Genomic DNA, 22,178 nt, shown 5'->3' with positions numbered 1-22,178 from the left:
CATGCCGATAAACAGACCCCGCAGAACATGATTTGATACATGGCGGAACAGGCGATTGCCGGCGGCTTGCCCTATCATTCTTTTAAAGAGATAATTTAGTAAATATTTATCTCATTTAGAGAACGCAGGAAAGCGAGCGCGATCATGGCCAATTCCCGTTTCACCGCACCCACATCGATCACGGCACAGTCTGGCGCCAGCGCCGGGCACCCGTTGCGTGAAGCCATCGCCGCCGCGCTGGTTTTGGCCGTGGCCATGGGTTTTGGGCGCTTTGCCTTCACGGGCATGTATCCGCTGATGGTGCGCGACGGCGCGATGAGCGTGGCCACGGGTTCGCTGGCCGCATCGGCCAACTACGCGGGCTACCTGCTCGGTGCCCTGCTGGCCGCGCGTATCGCCCATGCGCGGGCGGGCCTGTGGTCGCGCATCGCGCTGGCCGGCACGGTGGCATCGCTTGTGGCGCTGGCCCTGCCGCTGCCCGATACCGTGTTGATTGCCGTGCGCTTCGCGGCTGGCGTGCTCAGCGCGTTGGCGCTGGTCTGCGCGGCATCGTGGCTGCTGCACGTGCGGGCCCGGCACGATGGCGCACCGCTGATGTTCTCGGGTGTCGGCATCGGCATCATGATTTCCGCCGAACTGATCGCCATGGGCAACCTGGCGCAGTGGCACAGCCTGGTCCTGTGGTTTGGGCTGGGTGTGGGTGCGCTGGTGCTGAGCGGGCTGGCCTGGCAGGCGCTGGGCCTGCACGCCCGCCAGGGCAACGCCGGCACCACCAGCACGCCCGCGGCCACGCTCGGCGCGGCGCCGCTGATCGCCAGCTACGGACTGGCAGGCTTTGGCTACATCATCACCGCCACCTATCTGCCGCTGTTCGTGCGCGACGCGCTGGGACAGGTAGACCCCATCCATGTGTGGGCGGTATTCGGGCTGGCCGCCGCGCCGTCCTGTTTCCTGTGGCATACCGTGCACGACAAGCTGGGCACGCGCCGCGCCATGCAATGGAATCTTGGCGTGCAGGCGCTGGGCGTGGTGCTGCCCGCACTCAGCCACTCGGCGCCGGCCTACCTGGCCAGTGCCGCGCTGGTGGGCGGCACGTTCATGGGCACGGTCACCATCGCCGCGCCCGCCGCGCGCCGGCTGGCGCACCAGGTCAAGTTCAACCTGTTTGCCGTGATGACCGCGGCCTACGGCGTGGGACAGATCGTCGGCCCGCTGGTGTCCACCGCGCTGATGCACGGCGGCAGCAATTTCAGCGAACCGCTCGGTGTAGCCGCGACGGCGCTGGTGATCGCCGCCACGCTTTGCGCGTTATGAGGCGCTATGTTGCTCTTTTTGCTCCCCTCTCCCACCACGTGGGAGAGGGGTTGGGGGTGAGGGCAATGAGCTTCTGCTTGCCGACATGTCGCAACTTGAACCGCCGACCCTCCCCCCCAGCCCCTCTCCCGCAAGGCGGGAGAGGGGAGCAAGACAAGGAGGGTCAGCCGTGGAAGTGCGGCAACACCGATGCCGCCAGCTCTTCCAGCACGTCGATGGGAGGCCGCGCCGAGTCGGTGATGTTGAGCGCCACATGATGCGTGCCGGCATCGCGCATCTGCCCCAGCAGGTCCACCAGCGCGCGTGCGCCGGTGCGATAGCCGAGGTTCAACTGCGAGGGCGGCTCATCGGGCTGCTCGTCCAGTTCCACGCGCATGGCCACCCCGAAGGCCCGGAACTGCTCGGGCGCGCCCCGCTCCACGGCCGTACGCCATAGCCGGTGGCGCTCGCGTTGCGTCTCGGGATCGCGGTGGTAGGTCATCCAGCCAATCGCATGGCGGGCGATCCAGTCGACGCTTTGGCCGCCGGAGCCCACCGCCAGCAGCGGCATGGCGCGCGGCTGGCGGGGCAGCAGGTAGAAGTCCGGCGCGCCATCGGGCCGCATGTCCGGCATCACGCGCGACGGCAGGCCCACCGAGGCGCCCACCGACTCCCAATGATCGCGAAACAGGTCGCGCCGTGCCTCGGTGTCCTGGCCGAATGCCGCATATTCGGGCGGACGGTCGCCCGAGCCAAGCCCCAGGATGAAACGCTGGCCCGACAGCTCGTTGACCGAGATCGCCGCCTTGGCGATGTGCAGCGGGTGGCGCAGCGTCAGCACGATGGCGCCACTGGCCAGCGCAATGCGGCGCGTGCGCGTGGCCAGCGCGCCAAGCAGCACCCACGGGTCGAGATGGCCCACCGGGTCGGGATACTCGGCGCTGTTCAGCGGCACGTCCCGCACCCACAGCGCGCGAAAGCCCAGCGCATCGGCACGTGCCGCAAGATCGAGCTGCGCGTGGAAATCGGGCGTCACCTCGCCCTTCCTCAGCAACGGCAACACCAATCCGACCGACAGCGCATCGTGGCGAAACACCGCCGTCTCGATGGGCCGCCTGTCCGGTGCGTCATCTCCCAGCCTTGGCATCGCGGCCTCCGTGGCGTGTGTTCGATCGCCGCATCATGCCACGCCAGCGCACTTGTTACCGCCACGCATAAGTGTTTGTGCCCCGGTGCCGTTCAAAGGCGGGCTTGCCTCACCTACATTTCCACCCATCGACCACGTCGGTTCGATTGGCGGAAGCGCCAAGGTCAACCAGATAGAAAGAGGCAAACATCATGAGCAACACGCAAAACACCCAGGCAACGAACAAGGTCGCCATCATTACTGGCGCATCGCAAGGCATCGGCGCAGAGCTGGTCAAGGCATATCGCCAACGCGGCTACCGCGTCGTGGCCACGGCTCGCAGCATCCAGCAACCCGACGACGCCAACATCCTGGCCGTGCCGGGCGACATCGCCGATCCGGAAACGGCTCGCCGCGTGGTGTCGCAGGCTGTTGCCAAGTTCGGCCGGGTGGATGCGCTGGTCAACAACGCCGGCATCTTCATCGCCAAGCCGTTCACGAGCTACACCGCCGAGGACTACGTCACCAAGACCGGCGTGAACCTGGCCGGCTTCTTCTACATCACCCAACTGGCCATCGCTGAAATGGAAAAGCAAGGCAACGGCGGCCACGTGGTGAGCATCACCACCAGCCTGGTCGACCATGCCATCCAGGGCGTGCCGTCGGTGCTGGCATCGCTGACCAAGGGTGGCATCAATTCGGCCACCAAGTCGCTGGCCATCGAGTACGCCCGCCGTGGCATCCGCGTGAACGCCGTGTCGCCCGGCATCATCAAGTCGCCGATGCACGCCCCGGAAACCCATGAGGCACTGGGCTCGCTGCACCCGATGGGCCATATGGGCGAGATGAGCGATATTGCCGAAGCCGTGCTGTTCCTGGAATCGGCACCGTTCGTGACCGGCGAGATCCTGCACGTCGACGGCGGCCAGAGCGCCGGCCACTAAGCGGCACGCGGGGTTTTCCACCCACCATCACGGCCCGCCTGCCCAGGCGGGCCGTTTTTCATTGGATCAAGGGTAAACCCTTAGTCAGCCATCGCATGGTCGCAGGCGTGCTCTCCTAGACTGGAAGCTTTCGCCACACGGAAACCCCAAGACCATGGCCAAGATTGAAGTGAAGGTGCCCCAGCTTTCCGAATCGGTTTCGGAAGCGACGTTGCTCCAGTGGAAGAAGAAGCCCGGCGAGGCCGTCCAGCGCGACGAGATCCTCGTGGAACTGGAAACGGACAAGGTCACCCTGGAAGTGCCCTGCCCGGACAACGGCGTGCTGGCGCAGGTCGTCAAGCCGGACGGCGCCACGGTGCATGCCGACGAGGTGATCGCGGTGGTGGATACCGAGGGCAAGGCCAGCGCCGCCGCGCCGGCTGCCGCACCCGCCGCGGCGCCCGCTCCTGCCGCTGCCGCGCCGGCACCGGCCCCCGCAGCCGCATCGGCCGCGCCTGTGGGCGGTGGCGCGAGCGCCTCCGCGCAGGCTGACTACGACATCATCGTGATCGGGTCCGGCCCCGGCGGCTACATCGCCGCCATCCGCGCCGCGCAACTGGGCAAGACCGTGGCATGCATCGAGGAATGGAAGGACGAAGCAGGCAAGCCGCGCCTGGGCGGCACCTGCCTGAACGTGGGCTGCATTCCCAGCAAGGCGCTGCTGGCGTCGTCCGAGCATTTCGAGCACGCCCAGCACGGCATGGCCGAGCATGGGGTGCAGGTCAAGGGCGTCAGCCTGGACCTGGCGCAGATGATCAAGCGCAAGGCGGCCATCGTCGACAAGTTCACGGGCGGCGTGGAATTCCTGTTCCGCAAGAACAAGGTCACGTGGATCAAGGGCCATGGCAAGTTCAAGGGCCGGGCCGCCGATGGCGTGGTCACCGTGGAAGCCATTGACGGCGCCGACAGCAAGGCCTACACCGCACGCAACGTGATCATCGCCACGGGTTCCAAGGCGCGGCACCTGCCCGACGTGCCAGTCGACAACAAGATCGTGTCCGACAACGAAGGCGCCCTGTCTTTCGATTCCGTGCCGAAGAAGCTCGCCGTGATTGGCGCGGGCGTAATCGGGCTTGAACTGGGGTCGGTGTGGCGTCGGCTGGGCGCCGAGGTCACGATACTGGAAGCGCTGCCCGCGTTCCTGGGCGCCGTTGACGACGCCATCGCGCGCGAGGCCGCCAAGCTATTCAAGAAGCAGGGGCTGGCCATTCACCTTGGCGTCAACATCGGCGAGGTGAAGGTCAAGGGCAAGGGCGTGACGATTGCCTACAAGGACAAGGACGGCGCCGAGCAGAAGCTCGAAGCAGACCGCCTGATCGTGTCGATCGGCCGCGTGCCCAATACCGACAACCTGGGCCTGGACGCCGTGGGGCTGGCCGTCGATGCGCGCGGCTTCGTCCCGGTGGACGACCATTGCCGCACGTCGGTGCCCGGCATCTACGCCATTGGCGACGTGGTGCGTGGGCCGATGCTGGCGCACAAGGCCGAGGACGAAGGCGTTCTGGTGGCCGAGGTGATCGACGGCCAGAAGCCGCACATCGACTACAACTGCATTCCTTGGGTCATCTACACCGAACCCGAGATCGCCTGGGTGGGCAAGACCGAGGCGCAGTTGAAGGCCGAGGGCCGCGAGTACCGCACCGGCCAGTTCCCGATGCAGGCCAACGGCCGCGCCATGGGCATGGGCCGCCCCGACGGTTTCATCAAGATGATTGCCGATGCGAAGACCGACGAGCTGCTGGGGGTGCACATCATCTCGGCCAACGCGTCGGACCTGATTGCCGAAGGCGTGGCCGCGCTGGAGTTCAAGGCCGCGTCCGAGGACATCGGCATGATCTGCCATCCGCATCCGTCGCTGTCGGAAGTGATGCGCGAGGCCGCGCTGGCAGTGCAGAAGCGGGCGCTGAACATGTAGCGCCCGCGCAGGCGTCCTGTCAGTCGAGTACCGTCACGAAGCGCTTGCGGTACTCGGCCGGCGTGACGCCCAGCACGCGCAGGAACGCGCGCCGCAACGTATCGACACTGGCAAAGCCGCACTCGCCCGCCACCTGCTTGGGGGCGAGGTTGCCCTCTTCCAGCAACTGCCGCGCCGCCGCCACGCGCGCGGCCTCCACCCAGTTGGCCGGCGTCACGCCCACCTCGTCCTGAAACAACCGTGACAGATGCCTGGCACTGACGCCGATGCGCGCCGCCAGGCTCGGCACGTCGTGCGCGGCCGCCGGGTGTGCGGCCACCCACCGCTGCAGCTCCTGCAGCGCCGCGCGGTTGGCGGCGGCGGGCGCCTCACGGCGGCTGAACTGTCCCTGCCCGCCCGGGCGCTTGAAGAACATCACCAGTTGGCTGGCCACCTTCAGCGCAATCTCGCGGCCCACGTCTTCCTCGACCAGCGCCAGCGCTAGGTCCATGCCCGCCGTAACCCCGGCTGCCGTGCGCAACTTGCCGTCGCGCACGTGAATGGCATCGGCGTCGATGGTGACGTTCGGAAACCGCGCCGCCAGCGCATCGGCGGCCGCCCAGTGCGTGGTGACGCGCCGGCCATCGAGCAGGCCCGCTTCGGCCAGCAGGAACGCCCCGCTGCACACCGAGCCATAGCGCCGTGCGCCCGGCACCGCATGGCGAATCCAGTCGAGGACCAGCGGATCGGCCGGCGCGTCGCCGGCATGCGGCGCACCGGCCACCAGCAGCGTATGGAAGCGCGGCAGCCGGGCGCCGCCCGGATCGTCCTCGATCACGATGTCCGGCAGCAGGCGGGCACCGGACGACGCCGTGATGGGCCCGCGCCGCAGTGCCACCACTTTCATCTCGTACACCTTGGCGCCGCCCTGGACATTGGCTTCGGCAAAGACGTCGAGCGGACCGGATACGTCCAGTAGCTGGACGCCGTCGATGGCCAGAAGGCCGATGGTTCGGGTTGCGGGCATGGCTGGGCGGTGCGCGTTACGAGGCAAATGTTGCTGGATCGTCCGGATTGCCGGGCGATGTCTCAATTCGTCGTATTCGTACGATTGAAGACATGGTACTGCCACCCCTAGACTCGTTGCAAGCCCTCACCGAACTGGAGTCGACCATGCCTTTCACCGTACGCGACATCACCATCCCCGACAGTCACCTGGCCCGCGAGATCACCGAACTCGTGCGCGACACCGAATCGCCGCTGCTGTTTCACCATTCGAGCCGCGTGTACTACTGGGCCGCGCTGGCTGGCAAGCAGCGCGGCCTCGACTACGATCCCGAACTGCTCTATGCGGGCGCGATGTTCCACGACATGGGCCTGACCATCGCCCACAGCAGCCCGGCCAAGCGCTTCGAGGTTGACGGCGCCAACGTGGCCGCCGACTTCCTGCGCAGCCGTGGCATTGGCGAGCGTGAAGTGGAAAAGGTCTGGACCGCCATCGCGCTGCACACCACGCCCGGCATTCCCGAATTCATGGCGCCCGAGATTGCGCTGGTAACGGCTGGCGTGGAGATGGACGTGCTGGGCATCCGCTACGAGACCTTCGCCGATGCCGACCGCGAAGCCGTGGTGCATGCGCATCCGCGCACGCCACACTTCAAGGAAGACATCCTGGCGGCGTTCTACGACGGCATCCGGCACAAGCCCGACACCACGTTCGGCAACGTCAAGGCCGATGTGCTGGCGGACAAGGACCCGCACTTCCATCGCGGCAATTTCTGCAGCGTGATCCGCGCGTCGGCCTGGAAGGGTTGATGGCGTGCGCCGCCGGTCAGGCCGGCGGTGCCCCGTAGCGCTTCACCAGGTACTGGAGCATGTCCAGGCTGACCGGCTTGGCCAGCACCAGGTTGAAGCCCGCGGCCCGGCACTCGCGCCGGGCCTTGCGGTCGGCCGTGGCAGTGATGGCGACGATGGGCAACGCGGGCGCGCCGTCGCGCCGCTCCGCATCGCGCACGGCACGCGCCAGCGCCAGGCCATCCATGCCGGGCAAGCTCACGTCGGTCTGCAGCAGGCTCACGCCGCCGTGCCGCACGGCGGCCCAGGCGTCGTCGCCATTCTCACAGGCAACCACCTCGCAGCCGCCCACGGTGCGCAACTGCTCGACGAGCACGAACAGACAAACGGGATGGTCTTCGGCAACGACGATGCGAGGCAACGTCGGCGGCAAATCGGGAGTAGAAAAATCAGTCTTGGACACGGTCATGATGGGTCGTGAAATGCGTCCCACCATTGTCCGCGCGACCACGTTGTGCAGGCAATTACATGCAGACGCGTCTGAAATTGCTCATTCCACCCGGTTTTTGAGGGGTTGATGCGCTGTCCAGCGTCGTAGATTGTCCAAGAATATGTCGACCACGCGCGCCGCGTTGCCATCGGAGAAGCCGGCGCTATGGGGTGTCGCGATGACGTTGGGGAGCGACCAGAGCGGCGACGTGGCGGCCAGCGGTTCGTGGGCAAACACATCGAGGTACGCGCCGCCAAGTTGGCCCGCGCGCAGCGCGTCGATCAATGCCGGTTCGTCGACGATCTCGCCACGCGCCACATTCACCAGCCGTGCGCCGGCCGGCATGCGTGCCAGCGCCGCGCGGCTGACCATGCCGCGCGTGCGGTCGGTCAGCGGGCAGGCCAGGATCAGCCAGTCGGTGCGCGGCAGCACCGCGTCGAACTGGTCGAACGTGACGGTCTCGAACCCCTCCTCCGTTGCCGCGCGCTGCCTGACCACCGTGACCGCCAGGCCCAGCACGCGCAGCACCGCGCCGATCTGCTGGCCAATGGGGCCCCAGCCGACGATCGTGGCGCGCTGGCCTTGCAGGTCGCGCGGCAAGCCGCTGCCGATCAGCGGCGCCCAGCGGCTTTCGCGCTGCGCCTCGATCAGTTGCGGCAGGTGCCGTGCCAGCGCCAGCAACCCGGCCAGCGCGGTCTGGGCTACCACACCCGCGTTGGCACCAGAAGACGTGGTCACCGTCACGCCGCGCTGGCGCAACTGCCCGAAGATCGGGCGGTCGGCGCCGGCCGAATGCACATGCGTCCAGCGCAGCGACGGTGCTGCCAGCATGGCCGTATAGAACCGCCGCGTGGCCGGCAGGATCTCGTGCTTGGTCGACAGGCCGGTGACGTCGCGCGATACAAACGCGACGTCGGCATCCACCTCGCGCGGATCGTCAACCGCCGGCACCACCACCGGCGTCCATGCGCGTTGCTGGCCCGACGCCCCGACGGCGGCGTCGATGGCCGCACCGTTCGCCTGGAGCGCGGCGTCTGACATCAGGATGCGCAGAGGTTCAGTTGGCATGGCGTGACTCAATCGACGGTGGCGCCGGACGCCTTGACCACGGCCTTCCATTTCACGTATTCCTTGCGCGTGAAATCGCCAAACTGCTTCGGCGAGCCGCCCACCGGGTCGGCGCCTTCGCGAATCATCTGCGCCTGCAGCGACGGCAGGATCTCGTTGACGGCCTGGTTCACCTTGGTCACCACGTCCTGCGGCGTGCCCTTGGGCGCGAAGAAGCCAAACCACGACCCAGCCTCGAAGCCCGGAAAGCCCTTTTCCGCCACGGTGGGCAGATCGGGCAGCGAGCGCGAGCGCTTTGCGCTGGACACCGCCAGCGCGCGCAGCTTGCCGGCCTGGATATGCGACATCACCGACGGGATCGTCGCGAACATGAACTGGATGCGTCCCGACAGCAGGTCGTTCAGCGCATCTGCACCCTTGTACGGAATGTGCGTGGCCTGCGTGCCCATGCGTTCGGTCAGCATGAAGCCCGACAGGTGCGACGACGTGCCGACGCCCGTGGAGCTGTAGTTGAGCTTGCCCGGGTTGGCCTTGGCATACGCCACGAATTCATCGAACGTCTTCACCGGCAGCGACGGGTGCACCACCAGCACGTTCGGCACATCGGCAATCTGGATGACCGGCACCAGATCGGTCAGCGGATCGTAGTTGAGCTTCTTGTACAGCGTCTGGTTGATCGAGATCGGCCCCACCGAGTTGACCAGCAGCGTGTAGCCATCGGCCGGCGCGCGCACCACGAACTCGGTACCGATATTGCCGCCAGCACCCGGCCGGTTATCCACCACGAACGACTGCTTGAACCGCTGCGCCAGTTGCTGGCTCACGCTGCGTGCCAGCATGTCGGTGGTGCCGCCCGCCGTGAAGGCCACCACCACGCGCACCGGCTTGGTCGGGTAGTCCTCGGCGCGGGCGGGCGATGCCTGCAGCAGGCCGGCGGTCAGCGCGCAGGCCAGCAGCCACGGCGTGGCGCGGCCAATCTTGCGGGGGGCGATGGGGGTCATGGTTTGTCTCCGTTCCTTCGTTGTAGTTGTGTTGGGTGCCCGGCTGGCTGCGTGCTACCCGAAGTCGTACAGCCGCGCGGGGTTGGTCACCAGCACGCGGTGGCGGTCTGCCTCGTTGGGCAGCCAGCGCGCCAGCAGGTTGAACAGCACGCCGTCGTCCGGCATCTGCGCCGGATCGAAATAGTTGATGTGGGGCCAGTCGGTGCCCCAGACCACCTGCTCCGGGTTGGCCGACATCAGCGCCGCCACGAACGGGTCCACCTCGCGGTACGGCGCGCCGGCCGGTTGCAGGCGGTCGGCGCCCGAGATCTTGGTCCAGGCGGCGCCCTCGGCCAGCAGCGCGCACAGCGCCTGGAATCCGGCATCGCCCACGCCGCGCGACGTGGCCATGCGGCCCATGTGGTCGATCACCAGCGGCAGGCCCAGCGCCTTCAGGCGCGGCCCCAGTTCCACCAGGTCGGGGGCGTGGATCCAGATCTGCGCATGCCAGCCGCGCGCCTTGAGCTGTGGCGCCAGCGCTTCCAGCACGTCGATGCCCACGCCATTGCGATACACCGCGTGGCCATCCACCTGGTACAGGTTGAAACGCACGCCACGCACGCCGGCGTCGTGCCAGGCATCGAGCTGCGCATCGGAGATGTCGGGCGCGGGCACCGCGATGCCGCGCAGCCGCGTAGGGTACTGGCGCAGCGCATCGATCACCACGCTGTTATCGGTGCCGCTGGCGCTGGCGGTCACCAGCACGCCGCGCGTCAGGCCAAGCTGGTCCAGGTGCGCGATGAACGCAGAGGCCGGATGCTCGGCCGGCGTGTAGCTGCGGTCGTCGGCCAGTGGATAGCGGGCATAGGGCCCGAAGACATGTGCATGGCTGTCGCAGGCGCCGGCGGGCGCGCGGAACGACGGCGGCGTGACGGCTTCGAGCGGCGGCAGGCAGGGTCGTGTCATGGCATCGGCCCCTTATTCCGCGGCCTTGAGGCGGCCGGCCGCGGCCAGCGACTGGGCGCGTGCGTCTTCCTTCTGCAGCGACGCCAGCAGTTCCTGCGGCGACGATGCCTGGGCCACGCTGCCCACGCTCTGCAGCCGGCTGCGCACGCTGCCTTCGGCCAGCGCACGGCGCAGTGCCGCGTTGATCGAATCGACCACAGCGGCCGGCGTACCGGCGGGCGCCAGCAAGCCGGTGGCCGTGGTGGCCTCGAAGTTGGCCAGGCCGGCCTCGCGCAGCGTGGGCACCTTGGGCAGCGTGGTATCACGCTCGCGCGACATCACGGCCAGCACGCGCAACGCGCCAGACTGGATATGCGGCGCGGAGCTGGTCAACTGGTCCACCACCATGTCGATCTGGCCGCCCATCAGGTCGATCAGCGCCGGGGCCGAGCCCTTGTACGGCACCTGGTTGAGCCGGATCTTCGCGGCATCTTCCAGTTGCAGCAGCGCCATGTGGTTGGTGGTACCCGGCCCGGCGTGGCCGGCGGCCAGCTTGCCGACGTTGGCGCGCGCATAAGCCAGCAGCGCCTCGACGTCCTTGAACCGCGTATCGCCGCCCTTCACGACGATCACCAGCGACGTGGTCGACACCAGTCCCACGGGGCTGAAGCTTGCCAGCTTGAAGTTGGTGCGCGCCATCTTGGGCAGTACCACTACCGCGTTCGGCGTGGTCACCAGCAGCGTGCTGCCGTCCGGCTCGGCACGGGCCACGGCCGAGGCACCGATCACACCGCCCGCGCCGGGGCGGTTGTCGACGATCACGTTACGGCCGAGGTTCTGCTCCAGGGCTGGCGCGATGGCACGCGCCACCACGTCGAGGTTGCCGCCGGGCGCGAACGGCACGATCAGCGTGACCGTCTTGTTCGGCAACGACTGGGCACGGGCGCCCATCACGTACGGGGCGGCGCCAAGCGCAAGCATCTGCGCCAGCAAGGTTCTGCGGTTCATCTGTCTTCTCCACCTGCGGGGGCTTTCTTCAATCTTGATCTTGTGTGGGGACTTGCCTGTCCCTTCTGTGGCTTCCGTGCCGTCAGTCGCGATAGCTCGGGTCCAGGCGATCGAGCTTGCGCAGCAGTGCCGGCCATTCCATCAGGCCGTAAGGGCGCCGCGTGCCGGGCTGGTAGTTGTTCCAGGTTTCCTGCAGCACGTCGGCCGGCACCTGCTGCAGCGGCGTGTTGCACGACATGGCCGCGACCTGCGAGCGGCAGGCCAGTTCCAGCCGGTGCATCCAGTTGAATGCCTCGCCAACGGAGTTACCCACGGTCATGGCGCCGTGGTTGCGCAGGATCAGTGCTTCACCCTTACCCAGGTCGGCAATCAGCGATTCCTGCTCGGCGGTGTCCAGCACCACGCCCTGGTAGTCGTGATAGCCGATCTTCAGGAAGCGCATGGCGGTCTGCGTGATAGGCAGCAGCCCGCATTCCAGCGACGACACGGCCATCGACGCCCAGCTATGGGTGTGGATCACGCAGGCCACTTCCGGGCGGGCGTGGTGCACCGCGCTGTGGATCACGTAGCCGGCCTTGTTAATGCCGTAGTTCAGCGCGCCGAAGTCCGGCTTGGACAGGATCTTGCCGTCATGGTCCACCTTGATCAGGCACGACGCCGTGATTTCCTCGTACATCATCCCGTACGGGTTGATCAGGAAGGCGTCGTCCTCGTCGGGCACGCGCACCGAGATATGGTTGGCCATCATGTCGGCCATGCCAAACAGCTCGACCAGCCGGTAGCACGCGGCCAGGTCCACACGCGCCTGCCATTCCGCCTCGCTGCACTGGCCGCGCATCGACGGGATATTCAGCACACCGGGTTTCGTCATGATGTGTCTCCTTGGGATTCCGTTATTTGGTTCGATTCGGTTCAGTCCGACCCCAGCGCGAGATCGCTCGGCCGGCGTTTTTCGATATGGAACTTGAGCAGCGCCGCACTGCGGAAGATACCGTGCGCGAACTTGCCGTAGGGCAGCGTCAGGAACAGCGCCATCACGATACCCAGGTGCACGGCCAGCAGCGATGCCATGGCGCCGGTATCGCGCAGGGCCAGCAGCGCCAGGCCGCTTGCGCTGGTCAGGAACAGCAGCGCGATAAAGCCACGGTCCATCGGCTTCTGCTTCGTGTCCATCGTGCGCTCGTCGCGCCGCAGGTTCAGCCACAGCAGCCCCGCCGGCCCGACCAGCAGGCCGATGCCGCCCGCGATGCCCAGCAGCACCGGCACGCTCGTCACCGGATACGGTGCATGCAGGTCCAGCAGGTAGTGGTACAGCGTGGCCACGGCGGTTGCCGCAAAGCACAGCATGAAGCCGTAGAACGTGAAATGGTGGAAGCGGCGGCGCAGCAGCGTGAACGCGTCGTCGTCATTGTTGCAGCCCTGCCCGTGGCCGCCGTCCAGGTACTTGAGCTTCAGCGCGTCATGCACCGCGCCACCCGTGGCGGCGCCGCGTTCGTCGTCGATGCGCGTACCGGGCGTGACCTTGCGCCAGAAGCGCGTGACGCCGATGCCCAGCGCGCCACAGGCGAACAGGAACACCACGCCGAACATCGCCGCCAGCAGGTTGTGCGGGAAGATCGCGTAGAAGTTGCCGGCCAGCGGCTCATGCCACAGCGTGCCGCGCATGGCCAGCACCATCAGCAGGAACAGCGCGAGGCCGCCGGCCAGCGCCAGCGCCATCGTCATGCCCGCGCGGCGGTACAGGCCGCCCAGCGCGGCCGGGAAGGCATAGTCGCCGTAGGTCTGCACGCGCACCTTGGCCATCGCCTGCGGGATGTTCACCGCGAACTCGTGCGGCGGCGCGTATTGGCAGGCGTGGTAGCAGGCGCCGCAGTTGTGGCACAGGTTGGCCAGGTAGTGGATATCCGCCTTCGGAAACTCCAGGCGGCGCGTCATGGCCGGAAACACCGCGCAGAAGCCCTCGCAATAGCGGCAGGCATTGCAGATCTGCAGGGTGCGGGCGACTTCGGCCTCGTCCGTGGTCAGCGGCAGCGCGCCGTTGGCCAGCGCCGCCGCCTCGCGCGTCAGCGCTTCAAGATGTTGCATATTCCGATTCCCGTGTTGCATGCGATACCGCCGTGTTCGAAGCAGCAGCCTTGGCCGCCTGGGTGCCCGCGATGCGGCCGAACGCCGTACCGATTGCCATGCCCACGCCGGCCGTATAGCCCTTGCCCAGCACGTTGCCGGCCATCATCTCGCCAGCCACGAACAGGTTCTGGCTGGGCTTGCCGCCAAAGTGCACCGCCGATTCCTGGTTCACCTTGAGACCCAGATAGGTAAAGGTGATGCCGGGACGCAGCGCGTAGCCGAAGAACGGCGCGGTGTCGATGGGCCGTGCCCAGTGGGTCTTGGCCGGCGTCACGCCCTCGGTGTGGCAGTCGTCCAGCGAAGTATGGTCGAACTTGCCCACACGGCACGCGGCGTTGTAGTCGTCGATGGTGCGCATGAACGTGCCTTCGTCCAGGCCCAGCTTGCGCGCCAGTTCCGGCAACGTGTCGGCCTTGACGCCCGGAAACACCGGCGGCATGAAGCGCCCCACGGCCTTGGCGTCGATGATCGAATAGCCGATCTGCTGCGGCTGCTGCGCCACCAGGCGGCCCCAGATCGCGTAGCGCTTGGGCCAGAAGTCCTCGCCCTCGTCGTAGAAGCGCTCAGCATTGGCGTTAAGCACCACGCCCAGCGACACGCAGTCGATGCGCGTGCAGATGCCACCGTCGTAGAGCGGCGCGCGCGCGTCGATGGCCACGCAGTGCGACTGCGACGGATCGCCGATGGTGTCCGCACCCGCGTCGATCATGTACTTGAGCAGCACGCCCATGTTGAAGCGCGTGCCACGGATCAGGAAGTTATCGGCCGGCCATTCGCCGCGCTCGTTCTGGCCCCAGGCGTCGCGCAGCCATTCGCGGTTCGATTCGAAGCCGCCGGCGGCCAGCACGCAAGCCTTGGCCTCGATGCGTTCGCCGCCGATGCGCGCGGCCACGAAGCGGCCGTTGTCGAGCTCGATCGCATCGACCGGCGCGTTGTAGCGGATCTGCACGCCCAGGCGCTCGGCGCTGCGGTAGTACGCGTTGACCAGCGCCTTGCCGCCGCCCATGAAGAACGCATTGGTACGCGCCACATGCAGCGCGCCCGACAGCGGCGGCTGGAAGTGCACGCCATGGCTGCGCATCCAGTCGCGGCACGTCGACGACGCGCGAATGGCCAGCCGCGCCAGCGTCTCGTCGGTCTGGCCGCCGGTTACCTTGAGCAGGTCCTGCCAGTACTCTTCTTCGGGATAGGCTTCGACCAGCACGTCCTGCGGCGCGTCATGCATGCAGCGCAGGTTGCGGGTATGGGACGAATTGCCGCCGCGCCATTCGCGCGGGGCCGATTCCAGCAGCATCACGCTGGCGCCGGCTTCGCGGGCCATCAGTGCGGCGCAGAGGGCGGCATTGCCGCCGCCAATTACCAGGACGTCGATCATGCGCGGGCGCCCTGTGTGCAGGGATTGTGAGTGGGGATGGACACGACTTTCTATACCTTCGTGAGTCTGTGCGGGACTCTATCCGCAGGGCGGAACCCTGCTAAGCCCTTGAGCCGCATGGGGGTATCACGATTTGTGATGGGCTCGGGCACCGCCTCATTGCCTACAATCCAGGCACCGTGCCGTTCATACAGGAGAGACCGATGGGCATCTTGGAGTGGATGCGGCGCGACAAGCCGCACGGCGACGGGCACGGCAAGCGGGAGATGGCTGAACTGGCCGAGCGCGTCACCCGGCTCAATCCCCGGCTGCGCCTGGTGCCGCACTATCGGCGCCGGCTGCGGCCCGCGCTGGAGCAGGCGCTGACCCATGTGCGCGGCCTGGTCGACGGCCTGCCCGCGCCGCGCGAGGCCACGGCCCACGCCTGGGGCACGGACCCGTACATCCACGCGTTCTTCGCCACGCCACACGACGTGGAACTGACGTTCAGCCGGTCTCCGGACCTGCGCGAGTTCTTCGACAAGTCGCCCGGAACACCCACCGCGTTCACCGTCCTGGGGATGACCATGACCGAGCGGCGCACGCTGGGCGTGGCGCTGGAGGGCGACGTCATGCGATCTGAAGTGCCCCAGACCAATATCAGCTTCGGCGAGCACCGGGTCACGATCATGGCCGCCTCGGAGGCGGCCCTGCGCGACGAGATCGTGTGGCGGTTGTTCGATCAGCTAGCCCTGGAAGCGCTGGCGCGCTTCACGGCGGGCAAGTCGCGCCAGGACGAACTCGACCACGAACATACGCTGCTGGTGGCCCGTCTACGCTTGCTGGAGCGGCAAGGCACGGGCGTGCGGTCGGTATTCGGCGCCGACACCGCGGTCAGCGCCACCGAGGCTGCCACGCTGCGCGACGAGATTGCCGCCAACGAGCGCGAGCTGGCGCAACTGACCCCGTCCCACGATGTACTGGACCACCGGCTCGCATGCCTGGCCGAGACCATCGCCGATGCGCCGACGTCGTTTTCGATCGAACATATGGCGCTACGGCTCAGCGCCACCAACGTGCTGCTGACCCTGGACAATCCGGCGCCGGCACAGGACATCGACCTGCTGATCGCCCGCATTCCCGGGGATCCGCCGATGGTGCGGTCCTTCACGCTGGCCAGCTTTGCGCATCGCGACATGGTGTCGCCACGCGCGCTGCTGGATGAAGCGGAGCGCTGGCTCTGACGCGTGCCTACGGCGTTACCGGATGGGCGCCCGCGCCGTTGGTGCCATGGGCGCCATTGGCGTTGCCGGGCACGAAGCGGCCCAGCACATGGCCGGACATGCCCTTGGCAAGCTCTTCCTCGCCGTAGAACACCGTGCCCAGCCCTTCCTTGCGGAACAGCTTCGATTCATCCTCGCTATGGGTGCGCAGGACGATCTCGACTTCGGGATTCAGCGTACGGGCCGTTTCCACCATTTGCCGCACGAACAGCGGTTCCGGCACCGCCACCACCAGCATGGACGCGTGGGCGATATGCGCTTGGATCAGGACAGCCGGGTCCGCGGCATTGCCCGAGACCGCCGCAAAGCCTTCCTTGCGCAGGGTTTCCACCAGTTCGCGGTTCTCGTCGGCAATCACGAACGGGATGCTGCGCTCCTGCATCGCGGCAGCGATACGGCGCCCCACCCGGCCGTAGCCGACCAGCACCACCTGGCCCTGCAGGTACTTGCGCTCGGTGGTCATCGGCAGCTCGGCATACGGGTCGCCGCGCTGCTCCAGCCTGCGGGCCGTGGCCGAACGCGCCAGGATCCAGCGCCTGACCGGCTCCAGCGCCGCGAACAGCAGCGGATTCAAGGCAATGGAAATCAGCGCGCCGGCCAGCACCAGGCTCATGCCCTCTTCCGGCAGCAAGCCCAGCGTCAGGCCCAGGCCCGCCAGGATGAACGAGAACTCACCGATCTGCGCCAGGCTGGCCGACACCGTCAGCGCCGTGTTGAGCGGGTAGCGGAACGCCAGCACCAGCACGAACGCCGCCAGCGACTTGCCCAGGATGATCACGGCCACCACGGCCAGCACGTGCAGCGGCTGTTCCACCAGGATTTCCGGCTTGAACAGCATGCCGACCGACACGAAGAACAGCACGGAGAAGGCGTCGCGCAACGGCAGCGACTCTTCCGCCGCGCGATGACTGAACTGCGACTCGCGCATCACCATGCCGGCAAAGAATGCCCCCAGCGCGAACGACACACTGAAGATTTCCGCCGCGCCAAACGCGATGCCGATCGCCACGGCCACCACCGCCAGCGTGAACAGCTCGCGCGAGCCGGTCTTGGCCACTTGCCACAGCAGCCACGGCAGCACGCGGCGCCCCGCCACCAGCATCAGCGCGATAAAGGCCACCACCTGCAGCAGCGTCTGGAAGATCGTCATGCCGATCGACCCCGAGTCTTGCGCCGCCTGCCCCGTCGACCCGCCCAGCAGGCCCGCCAGCGGCGGCAGCAACACCAGCACCAGCACCGTGGCCAGGTCTTCCACCACCAGCCAGCCCACGGCGATGCGGCCGTTCATCGTCTCCAGCACGCCCCGGCTTTCCAGCGCCTTCAGCAGCACCACGGTGCTGGCGCACGACAGCGACAGTCCGAAGATCAGCCCCGTGCCCCAATGCCAGCCCCAGGCCCAGCCGAGCGCCATGCCCAGCAGCGTGGCGAGACCCATCTGCACCACGGCACCCGGTATTGCAATGCGTTTCACAGCCAGCAGGTCGCTCAGCGAGAAATGCAGGCCCACGCCGAACATCAGCAGCATGATGCCGATCTCGGACAACTGGGCGGCCAGGTGCACGTCGGCCACAAAGCCGGGCGTGCCCGGCCCGATGATGATGCCGGACACCAGATAGCCAACCAGGGCCGGTATCTTCATGCGCTCGGCCAGGAATCCAAGGACGAGCGCGATGCCAAAGCCCGCGGCGAGCGTGGTGATGAGGGTCAGGTTGTGATCCATGTCGACGGGGGCGGAAGCGCGCGGCTGCAGGGAGGAAGTCACCGATTGTAACCGTCGTACCCGCCAGCGCGCGCCGCGCGTCGCGCTACTTCTGGCCGGAGTCGCCGTTTTCGATGATCGGGCGCAGCAGCGTGAAATCGTTGGGATAGAACGGCGGCACCGTCGAGGGGCTCTTCCTGCGCGCCACCTCGACGAACCTGCGGTCTTCCTCGAACGCCAGCATCAGGTCGAAGCGCTTCACGCCGGCCGCCTTGGCCCGCGCCACATCGCGCTCGCTCTTGGCCCGGTAGGCAATCGTCCGCATCAGCAGGTCATAGAGCAGCCGGGGACGGCGCTCCAGCGCCGCTTCCGCATCGTGTTGCCTGCGGGCCAGCACGGCCTGCCACAAGTCCGACGCCTCGAGCCCGGGCGTGAGTTCGACCAGGGCGACCAGTTGGGCCTTGGTGGCACGGGGCGGATACTCGACGCGTTGCGCGTCGAGGAACGAGCGGATATCCCCCTGGCGCTGCCCCAGCAGTTCCTCCGTACGGGTCTTGGGCTTCTGCGGCAGCTCGATATCGATCCAGTGCGACGGAAACGCGCCCATTTCGCCGAATACCGCCACCCAGTTGTCGTACTCGGTCCAGGTCCAGTCGCGGCCCCTGAAATAACCGGCGAACACCGGTTCGAAATACCCCGCCATGTTCAGGCCGTCGGAGCCGCTAAGCCTGACCAACTCCAGGATCTCGGCCGATTCCGCTTCGGAGATACCCACCACGTCGGCCATCACACGATTGAACACGCGCTCGTACGAGCTGGTGGTGTCCTGGACGTACAGCGCGGGCGGCGCAACGACAGGAGCCGGCTTCTTGACAGCCGGCTTCGCCTTGGCCTTGCGGAAAAATTTGAAAACGCCCACTTCTTTCAGTTTTCGTGTGAACGGTGGCATTTTTGCACATTTACGCAGTCGGTCACCCGTCCGATGTTTTACCCCCTCTCCCGCAGGGCGGGAGAGGGGAGTAAATCCAACATCCATCAAGCCCGCCGCGCCAGCACCTCGTCGCGCGGGCCGGCGTCCACCACGCGGCCCGCCTCCACCACGACGATGGTGTCGAACCTTGCCAGCAGGCTTGGCCGGTGTACCGAGGCCACAATACACGCCGACGGAAACGCCGCGAACATGCGGTCGAACACGCGGCCCTCGGCCTGCGGGTCGAGCGCGCTGGTCGGTTCATCGAGCAGCAACAACGAACTGCCCTGCGCCGCCAGCGCACCGCGCGCCAGCGCCAGCCGCTGGCGCTGGCCGCCCGACAGGTTGGCGCCACGTTCGCTCAGCGGGCTGGCCAGGCCATCGGGCATGCGCTCCAGCACCTCGTCGAACACGCCCGCATGCACGGCGGCATGCAATGCGCCCGGATTGGCCGGCTCGCCGAACGTCAGGTTCTCCTGCACGCTGGCTTCGAATACATCGGCTTCCTGTGGAATCAGCGTGGCCAGCGTGCGCAGCGCGTTCCAGTCCTGCGTGGCGCCGTCGCGCCTGAGTTCGCCTTGCTGCGGGCGATACAGGCCGGCCAGCGTACGCAGCAGCGTGCTCTTGCCGCCGCCGCTCGGGCCAATCAGCGCGATACGCGCGCCGCGCTGCAGCCGCAGGTCGATGCCATGCAGGCCGCCACGCGCATCGTTGGCGTATCGCCACGTCGCGCCGCGCAACTCCAGCGTCTGCCAGCGCGCGTTGGGCTCCACGTCCGGCACGGCGGCGTCGGGGTCTCCCGGCGCCTGCCAGATCGGCTCCGCGCTGCCGTAGTCGGTATGCATGCGTGCGAAGCTCTGGAAGTTCGACGCCATCGCGCCCACCACCGTCGCGGCCTGCTGCGCATATTGATAGATCATGAAGACGGTGCCCAGCGCCACCGCCTGCCCCGGCTGGCGCGCCTGCAGCACGTACACCACTACCAGGATCCAGGTCAGCCCCATGCCCAGCAGGTCCACGGCGAACCACTTGCCCTCGTTGACCATCACCGCGCGGCGCAATGGCGCCATCACCGCCGCCATGCGGTGGCCCAGCAGCTTGCGCGACGCGGCCTGCAGCCGCAGCCCTATCACCGTGCCGGCATTGCCGACGAAGTCGAGCAGCGCGGCGGCATAGCGGCGCTCGGCGTCGTTTTCGGCGCGGGCGAGCTGCATCAGGATGCGGTCGAAACGCAGGATGATCAGAGCGATCACCACGTAGCCCGTCACCGCGATGGCACCACTGGTACGCGATAGCAGCGCCAGCGCCACGATCGGCCCGACGAAATTGAAGGCGCTTTGCAGATAGCCGAACTGGTTCTGTGCGAAATCGGATAGTGCGCGGCTCGACTGCACCACGCGATGCTGCAGCTCGCCCGAATGCCGGCCATCGCGCCACGCCAGCGGCGCTGCCGCGATGCGCGCATAGAGTTGGTCGGCCAGACGTTCTCGCACGCGCACACCCACATTGCGCTCCAGCACGCGGCCCGGGCCATGCACCAGCCATGACAGTAGGTAGATGCCGATCAGGTAGACGATCCAGCGGCCGGCTACTTCCATATTGCCCTGCTGCAGCGCGTTGATGGCCTGCGCGGCCAGCCACGGCATGGTCAGCCGCAGCAACTGCGCGGCCGACAACAGCCCGGCGGCGCCGAGCAGATGCTTGCGGACGCCCGCGGCATGAAGCCACAACGCGCGATACAGCTCGCGCGCCGCGCTGCCAAGGCCGATGGCGGGGGTACCTGGGATGGGATCGGGTTCCGTCATGCGGTCATCGCTCCTGGGTTGGCGGGACGAAGGAGGTATTGTGCCAAGAGTCGGCGGCGAACTTTAACCGCTGTCTTGCTCCCCTCTCCCGCGCGCGGGAGAGGGGAGAAAAAAGGTCAGCGGTCAAGCCTGGTGCCGCCCGCCATCACCTGCCAGCGCCCCGGCGCCAGCACGAACGCCGCCAGCAGCAACGCGGCAATGCCCCACGCCACGGCGGGCAGCCACGGCAGCCAGCCCGCCAGCGGCGCGGCCTTGCTGGCGCCCGACGCCACCGTGGCGATACGGGCGAACGCGGCCACCGCCGCAACAGCGAACAGCAGCCCCGTGAAGACGCCTTCGCGGCCGACGTGGCCCGCTTCCAGCGTGACATTGAGTGCGGTGCCCAGCAGGATGCCCCAGAACGCGCCGGCCAGGCATTGCGTCACCAGCACGGCCCGCAGCGATCCCGCCGCGCCGAATCCAAACAACGCGAGCGCGCCCAGGGCGGCCGCACACAGCAGCAGTAGCCGCGCGGGATAGCGCCGCAGCAAGGCGCTTTCGGGCAACAGCACGCACAGCGCGAAGCCGATCCAGAATGCCGGGGTCACCTGCACGAGCTGCGCGGGCGAAACAAAGCGCAGGTAGGCGGGCGCGGAGTTGACGGCAGTATGAAGCTGAAAGCCCAGTGCCAGCAGCCAGAAAGCGATAAACAGCAGCCAGGCGCGCCCCGGCGGCGGCTTGCGATCTGCTGCGGGCGCGGCGGCAACCCGGGCGACGGCGCCCGGCTCCACCACGCGCAGCGCGACCACGGCAATCACCAGCGCCACGCTGGCCGCAATGAACGGCAGCAGCGGCGACGCATCGCGCAGCCGTGCCGTGAGCATGGGTGCCACCGCCCCGGCCAGGCCGATGCCGAGCAGAGAACACGCCACGAGGAACGATGGCGCACTACACTGCATGCGGCGGGCGATCATGACCATCGGCGGCGCCCGCAACGCCGACGACGTGGCGGCCCACAGCGCGGTCAGCGCCACCAGCCACGCCGGGGACGCGACGCCGGACAACAGTACGAATGCCAGCGCCGACACCACCGACAGGGCCAGCACCCAGCCGCCCAGGCGGCGCATCGCGTTGGCCACACGGTCGGCGGCCACGCCCATGACCAGATCCATGACGACGAAGATCACCTGATCCATCATCAGGATCCACGCCACCTGTGCGCGCGGGATGCCCGCCTGCGCCGCCAGTTGCGGCAGGAAGGCGACGTAGAGCGTCCACGTCACCGCCAGCAGAAACTGCACCGAACAGAGGATCAATGCGCGCATGACGTCCACCCTGTCCCAGGTCACTCTTCAGCAAGGATAGGAAGCGGGCCGGCAT

Annotated in this window: 19 protein-coding genes; 5 read left to right on the top strand and 14 right to left on the bottom strand. The window is 67.4% G+C overall.

The window, feature by feature from the left end; genetic code table 11:
* Positions 1-144: 144 nt before the first annotated feature.
* Positions 145-1,314: a YbfB/YjiJ family MFS transporter gene (locus tag MFF62_RS12455; protein WP_238263421.1), complete on the top strand. Its 1,170-nt coding sequence runs from the start codon at positions 145-147 to the stop codon at positions 1,312-1,314.
* A 163-nt stretch (positions 1,315-1,477) separates the two neighbouring features.
* Here MFF62_RS12455 and MFF62_RS12450 read toward each other — a convergent pair whose 3' ends face one another.
* On the bottom strand, positions 1,478-2,440 hold the full coding sequence (locus tag MFF62_RS12450) for an LLM class oxidoreductase (protein ID WP_238263420.1): 963 nt from the start codon (positions 2,438-2,440) through the stop codon (positions 1,478-1,480).
* Between the two features lie 191 nt (positions 2,441-2,631).
* On the opposite strand from MFF62_RS12450, the gene MFF62_RS12445 reads away from it, so the two are divergent.
* The gene (locus MFF62_RS12445; protein ID WP_238263419.1) at positions 2,632-3,363 is read left to right on the top strand and encodes an SDR family NAD(P)-dependent oxidoreductase; all 732 of its coding nucleotides are present in this window, start codon (positions 2,632-2,634) and stop codon (positions 3,361-3,363) included.
* A gap of 154 nt (positions 3,364-3,517) precedes the next feature.
* On the top strand, positions 3,518-5,317 hold the full coding sequence (gene lpdA / locus MFF62_RS12435) for a dihydrolipoyl dehydrogenase (RefSeq protein WP_404990736.1): 1,800 nt from the start codon (positions 3,518-3,520) through the stop codon (positions 5,315-5,317).
* A gap of 19 nt (positions 5,318-5,336) precedes the next feature.
* Here lpdA and MFF62_RS12430 read toward each other — a convergent pair whose 3' ends face one another.
* A complete protein-coding gene (locus MFF62_RS12430; RefSeq protein ID WP_238263418.1) occupies positions 5,337-6,323 on the bottom strand; it encodes a GlxA family transcriptional regulator in 987 nt (328 codons plus the stop codon).
* 146 nt (positions 6,324-6,469) lie between these two features.
* Here MFF62_RS12430 and MFF62_RS12425 point away from each other — a divergent pair, with 146 nt between their 5' ends.
* On the top strand, positions 6,470-7,111 hold the full coding sequence (locus MFF62_RS12425) for an HD domain-containing protein (protein WP_238263417.1): 642 nt from the start codon (positions 6,470-6,472) through the stop codon (positions 7,109-7,111).
* Between the two features lie 16 nt (positions 7,112-7,127).
* Here the strand turns inward: MFF62_RS12425 and MFF62_RS12420 are convergent, their stop codons facing one another.
* The 8 genes from MFF62_RS12420 to tcuA form a co-directional block, all read right to left on the bottom strand.
* The gene (locus MFF62_RS12420) at positions 7,128-7,559 is read right to left on the bottom strand and encodes a response regulator (RefSeq protein WP_238263416.1); all 432 of its coding nucleotides are present in this window, start codon (positions 7,557-7,559) and stop codon (positions 7,128-7,130) included.
* A gap of 81 nt (positions 7,560-7,640) precedes the next feature.
* The gene (locus tag MFF62_RS12415) at positions 7,641-8,648 is read right to left on the bottom strand and encodes a D-2-hydroxyacid dehydrogenase (RefSeq protein WP_238263415.1); all 1,008 of its coding nucleotides are present in this window, start codon (positions 8,646-8,648) and stop codon (positions 7,641-7,643) included.
* Positions 8,649-8,656: 8 nt separating this feature from the next.
* A complete protein-coding gene (locus tag MFF62_RS12410; protein ID WP_238263414.1) occupies positions 8,657-9,649 on the bottom strand; it encodes a Bug family tripartite tricarboxylate transporter substrate binding protein in 993 nt (330 codons plus the stop codon).
* 54 nt (positions 9,650-9,703) lie between these two features.
* Complete coding sequence (locus MFF62_RS12405) at positions 9,704-10,594, bottom strand: amidohydrolase family protein (protein WP_238263413.1); 891 nt, start codon at positions 10,592-10,594, stop codon at positions 9,704-9,706.
* A 12-nt stretch (positions 10,595-10,606) separates the two neighbouring features.
* Positions 10,607-11,581, bottom strand: a complete 975-nt coding sequence (locus tag MFF62_RS12400) for a Bug family tripartite tricarboxylate transporter substrate binding protein (protein WP_238263412.1) — start codon at positions 11,579-11,581, stop codon at positions 10,607-10,609.
* 82 nt (positions 11,582-11,663) lie between these two features.
* Entirely contained in the window at positions 11,664-12,452 is a 789-nt protein-coding gene (locus MFF62_RS12395; RefSeq protein WP_238263411.1) for a class II aldolase/adducin family protein, read from the bottom strand.
* A 41-nt stretch (positions 12,453-12,493) separates the two neighbouring features.
* Entirely contained in the window at positions 12,494-13,666 is a 1,173-nt protein-coding gene (gene tcuB / locus MFF62_RS12390; RefSeq protein WP_238263410.1) for a tricarballylate utilization 4Fe-4S protein TcuB, read from the bottom strand.
* Positions 13,653-15,083 (bottom strand): FAD-dependent tricarballylate dehydrogenase TcuA, encoded by a 1,431-nt coding sequence (gene tcuA, locus MFF62_RS12385; protein ID WP_238263409.1) that lies wholly within the window; start codon positions 15,081-15,083, stop codon positions 13,653-13,655. The genes tcuB and tcuA overlap by 14 nt, the downstream gene beginning before the upstream one ends.
* Before the next feature lie 203 nt (positions 15,084-15,286).
* Here tcuA and MFF62_RS12380 point away from each other — a divergent pair, with 203 nt between their 5' ends.
* On the top strand, positions 15,287-16,306 hold the full coding sequence (locus tag MFF62_RS12380; RefSeq protein WP_238263408.1) for a hypothetical protein: 1,020 nt from the start codon (positions 15,287-15,289) through the stop codon (positions 16,304-16,306).
* Between the two features lie 7 nt (positions 16,307-16,313).
* Here the strand turns inward: MFF62_RS12380 and MFF62_RS12375 are convergent, their stop codons facing one another.
* The 4 genes from MFF62_RS12375 to MFF62_RS12360 all read right to left on the bottom strand — a co-directional run bounded on the left by MFF62_RS12375 (position 16,314) and on the right by MFF62_RS12360 (position 22,123).
* On the bottom strand, positions 16,314-18,065 hold the full coding sequence (locus tag MFF62_RS12375) for a cation:proton antiporter domain-containing protein (RefSeq protein WP_238263571.1): 1,752 nt from the start codon (positions 18,063-18,065) through the stop codon (positions 16,314-16,316).
* Positions 18,066-18,150: 85 nt separating this feature from the next.
* Positions 18,151-18,963, bottom strand: a complete 813-nt coding sequence (locus tag MFF62_RS12370) for a hypothetical protein (RefSeq protein ID WP_238263407.1) — start codon at positions 18,961-18,963, stop codon at positions 18,151-18,153.
* 116 nt (positions 18,964-19,079) lie between these two features.
* Positions 19,080-20,819, bottom strand: a complete 1,740-nt coding sequence (locus tag MFF62_RS12365; protein ID WP_238263406.1) for an ATP-binding cassette domain-containing protein — start codon at positions 20,817-20,819, stop codon at positions 19,080-19,082.
* Positions 20,820-20,935: 116 nt separating this feature from the next.
* The gene (locus tag MFF62_RS12360; protein WP_238263405.1) at positions 20,936-22,123 is read right to left on the bottom strand and encodes an MFS transporter; all 1,188 of its coding nucleotides are present in this window, start codon (positions 22,121-22,123) and stop codon (positions 20,936-20,938) included.
* Positions 22,124-22,178 lie beyond the last annotated feature (55 nt).

The sequence above is a fragment of the Cupriavidus pauculus genome, from assembly GCF_022179805.1.
GTDB classification, from domain to species: domain Bacteria; phylum Pseudomonadota; class Gammaproteobacteria; order Burkholderiales; family Burkholderiaceae; genus Cupriavidus; species Cupriavidus pauculus_E.
This window is presented reverse-complemented; position numbering and strand designations above follow the sequence as displayed.

What these genes read in the sequence shown, in the direction of transcription:
- MFF62_RS12455 (WP_238263421.1), top strand. Translation starts at nt 145, where the DNA reads ATGGCCAATTCCCGTTTCACCGCACCCACATCGATCACGGCACAGTCT.
- MFF62_RS12450 (WP_238263420.1), bottom strand. Translation starts at nt 2,440, where the DNA reads ATGCCAAGGCTGGGAGATGACGCACCGGACAGGCGGCCCATCGAGACG.
- MFF62_RS12445 (WP_238263419.1), top strand. Translation starts at nt 2,632, where the DNA reads ATGAGCAACACGCAAAACACCCAGGCAACGAACAAGGTCGCCATCATT.
- lpdA (WP_404990736.1), top strand. Translation starts at nt 3,518, where the DNA reads ATGGCCAAGATTGAAGTGAAGGTGCCCCAGCTTTCCGAATCGGTTTCG.
- MFF62_RS12430 (WP_238263418.1), bottom strand. Translation starts at nt 6,323, where the DNA reads ATGCCCGCAACCCGAACCATCGGCCTTCTGGCCATCGACGGCGTCCAG.
- MFF62_RS12425 (WP_238263417.1), top strand. Translation starts at nt 6,470, where the DNA reads ATGCCTTTCACCGTACGCGACATCACCATCCCCGACAGTCACCTGGCC.
- MFF62_RS12420 (WP_238263416.1), bottom strand. Translation starts at nt 7,559, where the DNA reads ATGACCGTGTCCAAGACTGATTTTTCTACTCCCGATTTGCCGCCGACG.
- MFF62_RS12415 (WP_238263415.1), bottom strand. Translation starts at nt 8,648, where the DNA reads ATGCCAACTGAACCTCTGCGCATCCTGATGTCAGACGCCGCGCTCCAG.
- MFF62_RS12410 (WP_238263414.1), bottom strand. Translation starts at nt 9,649, where the DNA reads ATGACCCCCATCGCCCCCCGCAAGATTGGCCGCGCCACGCCGTGGCTG.
- MFF62_RS12405 (WP_238263413.1), bottom strand. Translation starts at nt 10,594, where the DNA reads ATGACACGACCCTGCCTGCCGCCGCTCGAAGCCGTCACGCCGCCGTCG.
- MFF62_RS12400 (WP_238263412.1), bottom strand. Translation starts at nt 11,581, where the DNA reads ATGAACCGCAGAACCTTGCTGGCGCAGATGCTTGCGCTTGGCGCCGCC.
- MFF62_RS12395 (WP_238263411.1), bottom strand. Translation starts at nt 12,452, where the DNA reads ATGACGAAACCCGGTGTGCTGAATATCCCGTCGATGCGCGGCCAGTGC.
- tcuB (WP_238263410.1), bottom strand. Translation starts at nt 13,666, where the DNA reads ATGCAACATCTTGAAGCGCTGACGCGCGAGGCGGCGGCGCTGGCCAAC.
- tcuA (WP_238263409.1), bottom strand. Translation starts at nt 15,083, where the DNA reads ATGATCGACGTCCTGGTAATTGGCGGCGGCAATGCCGCCCTCTGCGCC.
- MFF62_RS12380 (WP_238263408.1), top strand. Translation starts at nt 15,287, where the DNA reads ATGGGCATCTTGGAGTGGATGCGGCGCGACAAGCCGCACGGCGACGGG.
- MFF62_RS12375 (WP_238263571.1), bottom strand. Translation starts at nt 18,065, where the DNA reads ATGGATCACAACCTGACCCTCATCACCACGCTCGCCGCGGGCTTTGGC.
- MFF62_RS12365 (WP_238263406.1), bottom strand. Translation starts at nt 20,819, where the DNA reads ATGACGGAACCCGATCCCATCCCAGGTACCCCCGCCATCGGCCTTGGC.
- MFF62_RS12360 (WP_238263405.1), bottom strand. Translation starts at nt 22,123, where the DNA reads ATGCGCGCATTGATCCTCTGTTCGGTGCAGTTTCTGCTGGCGGTGACG.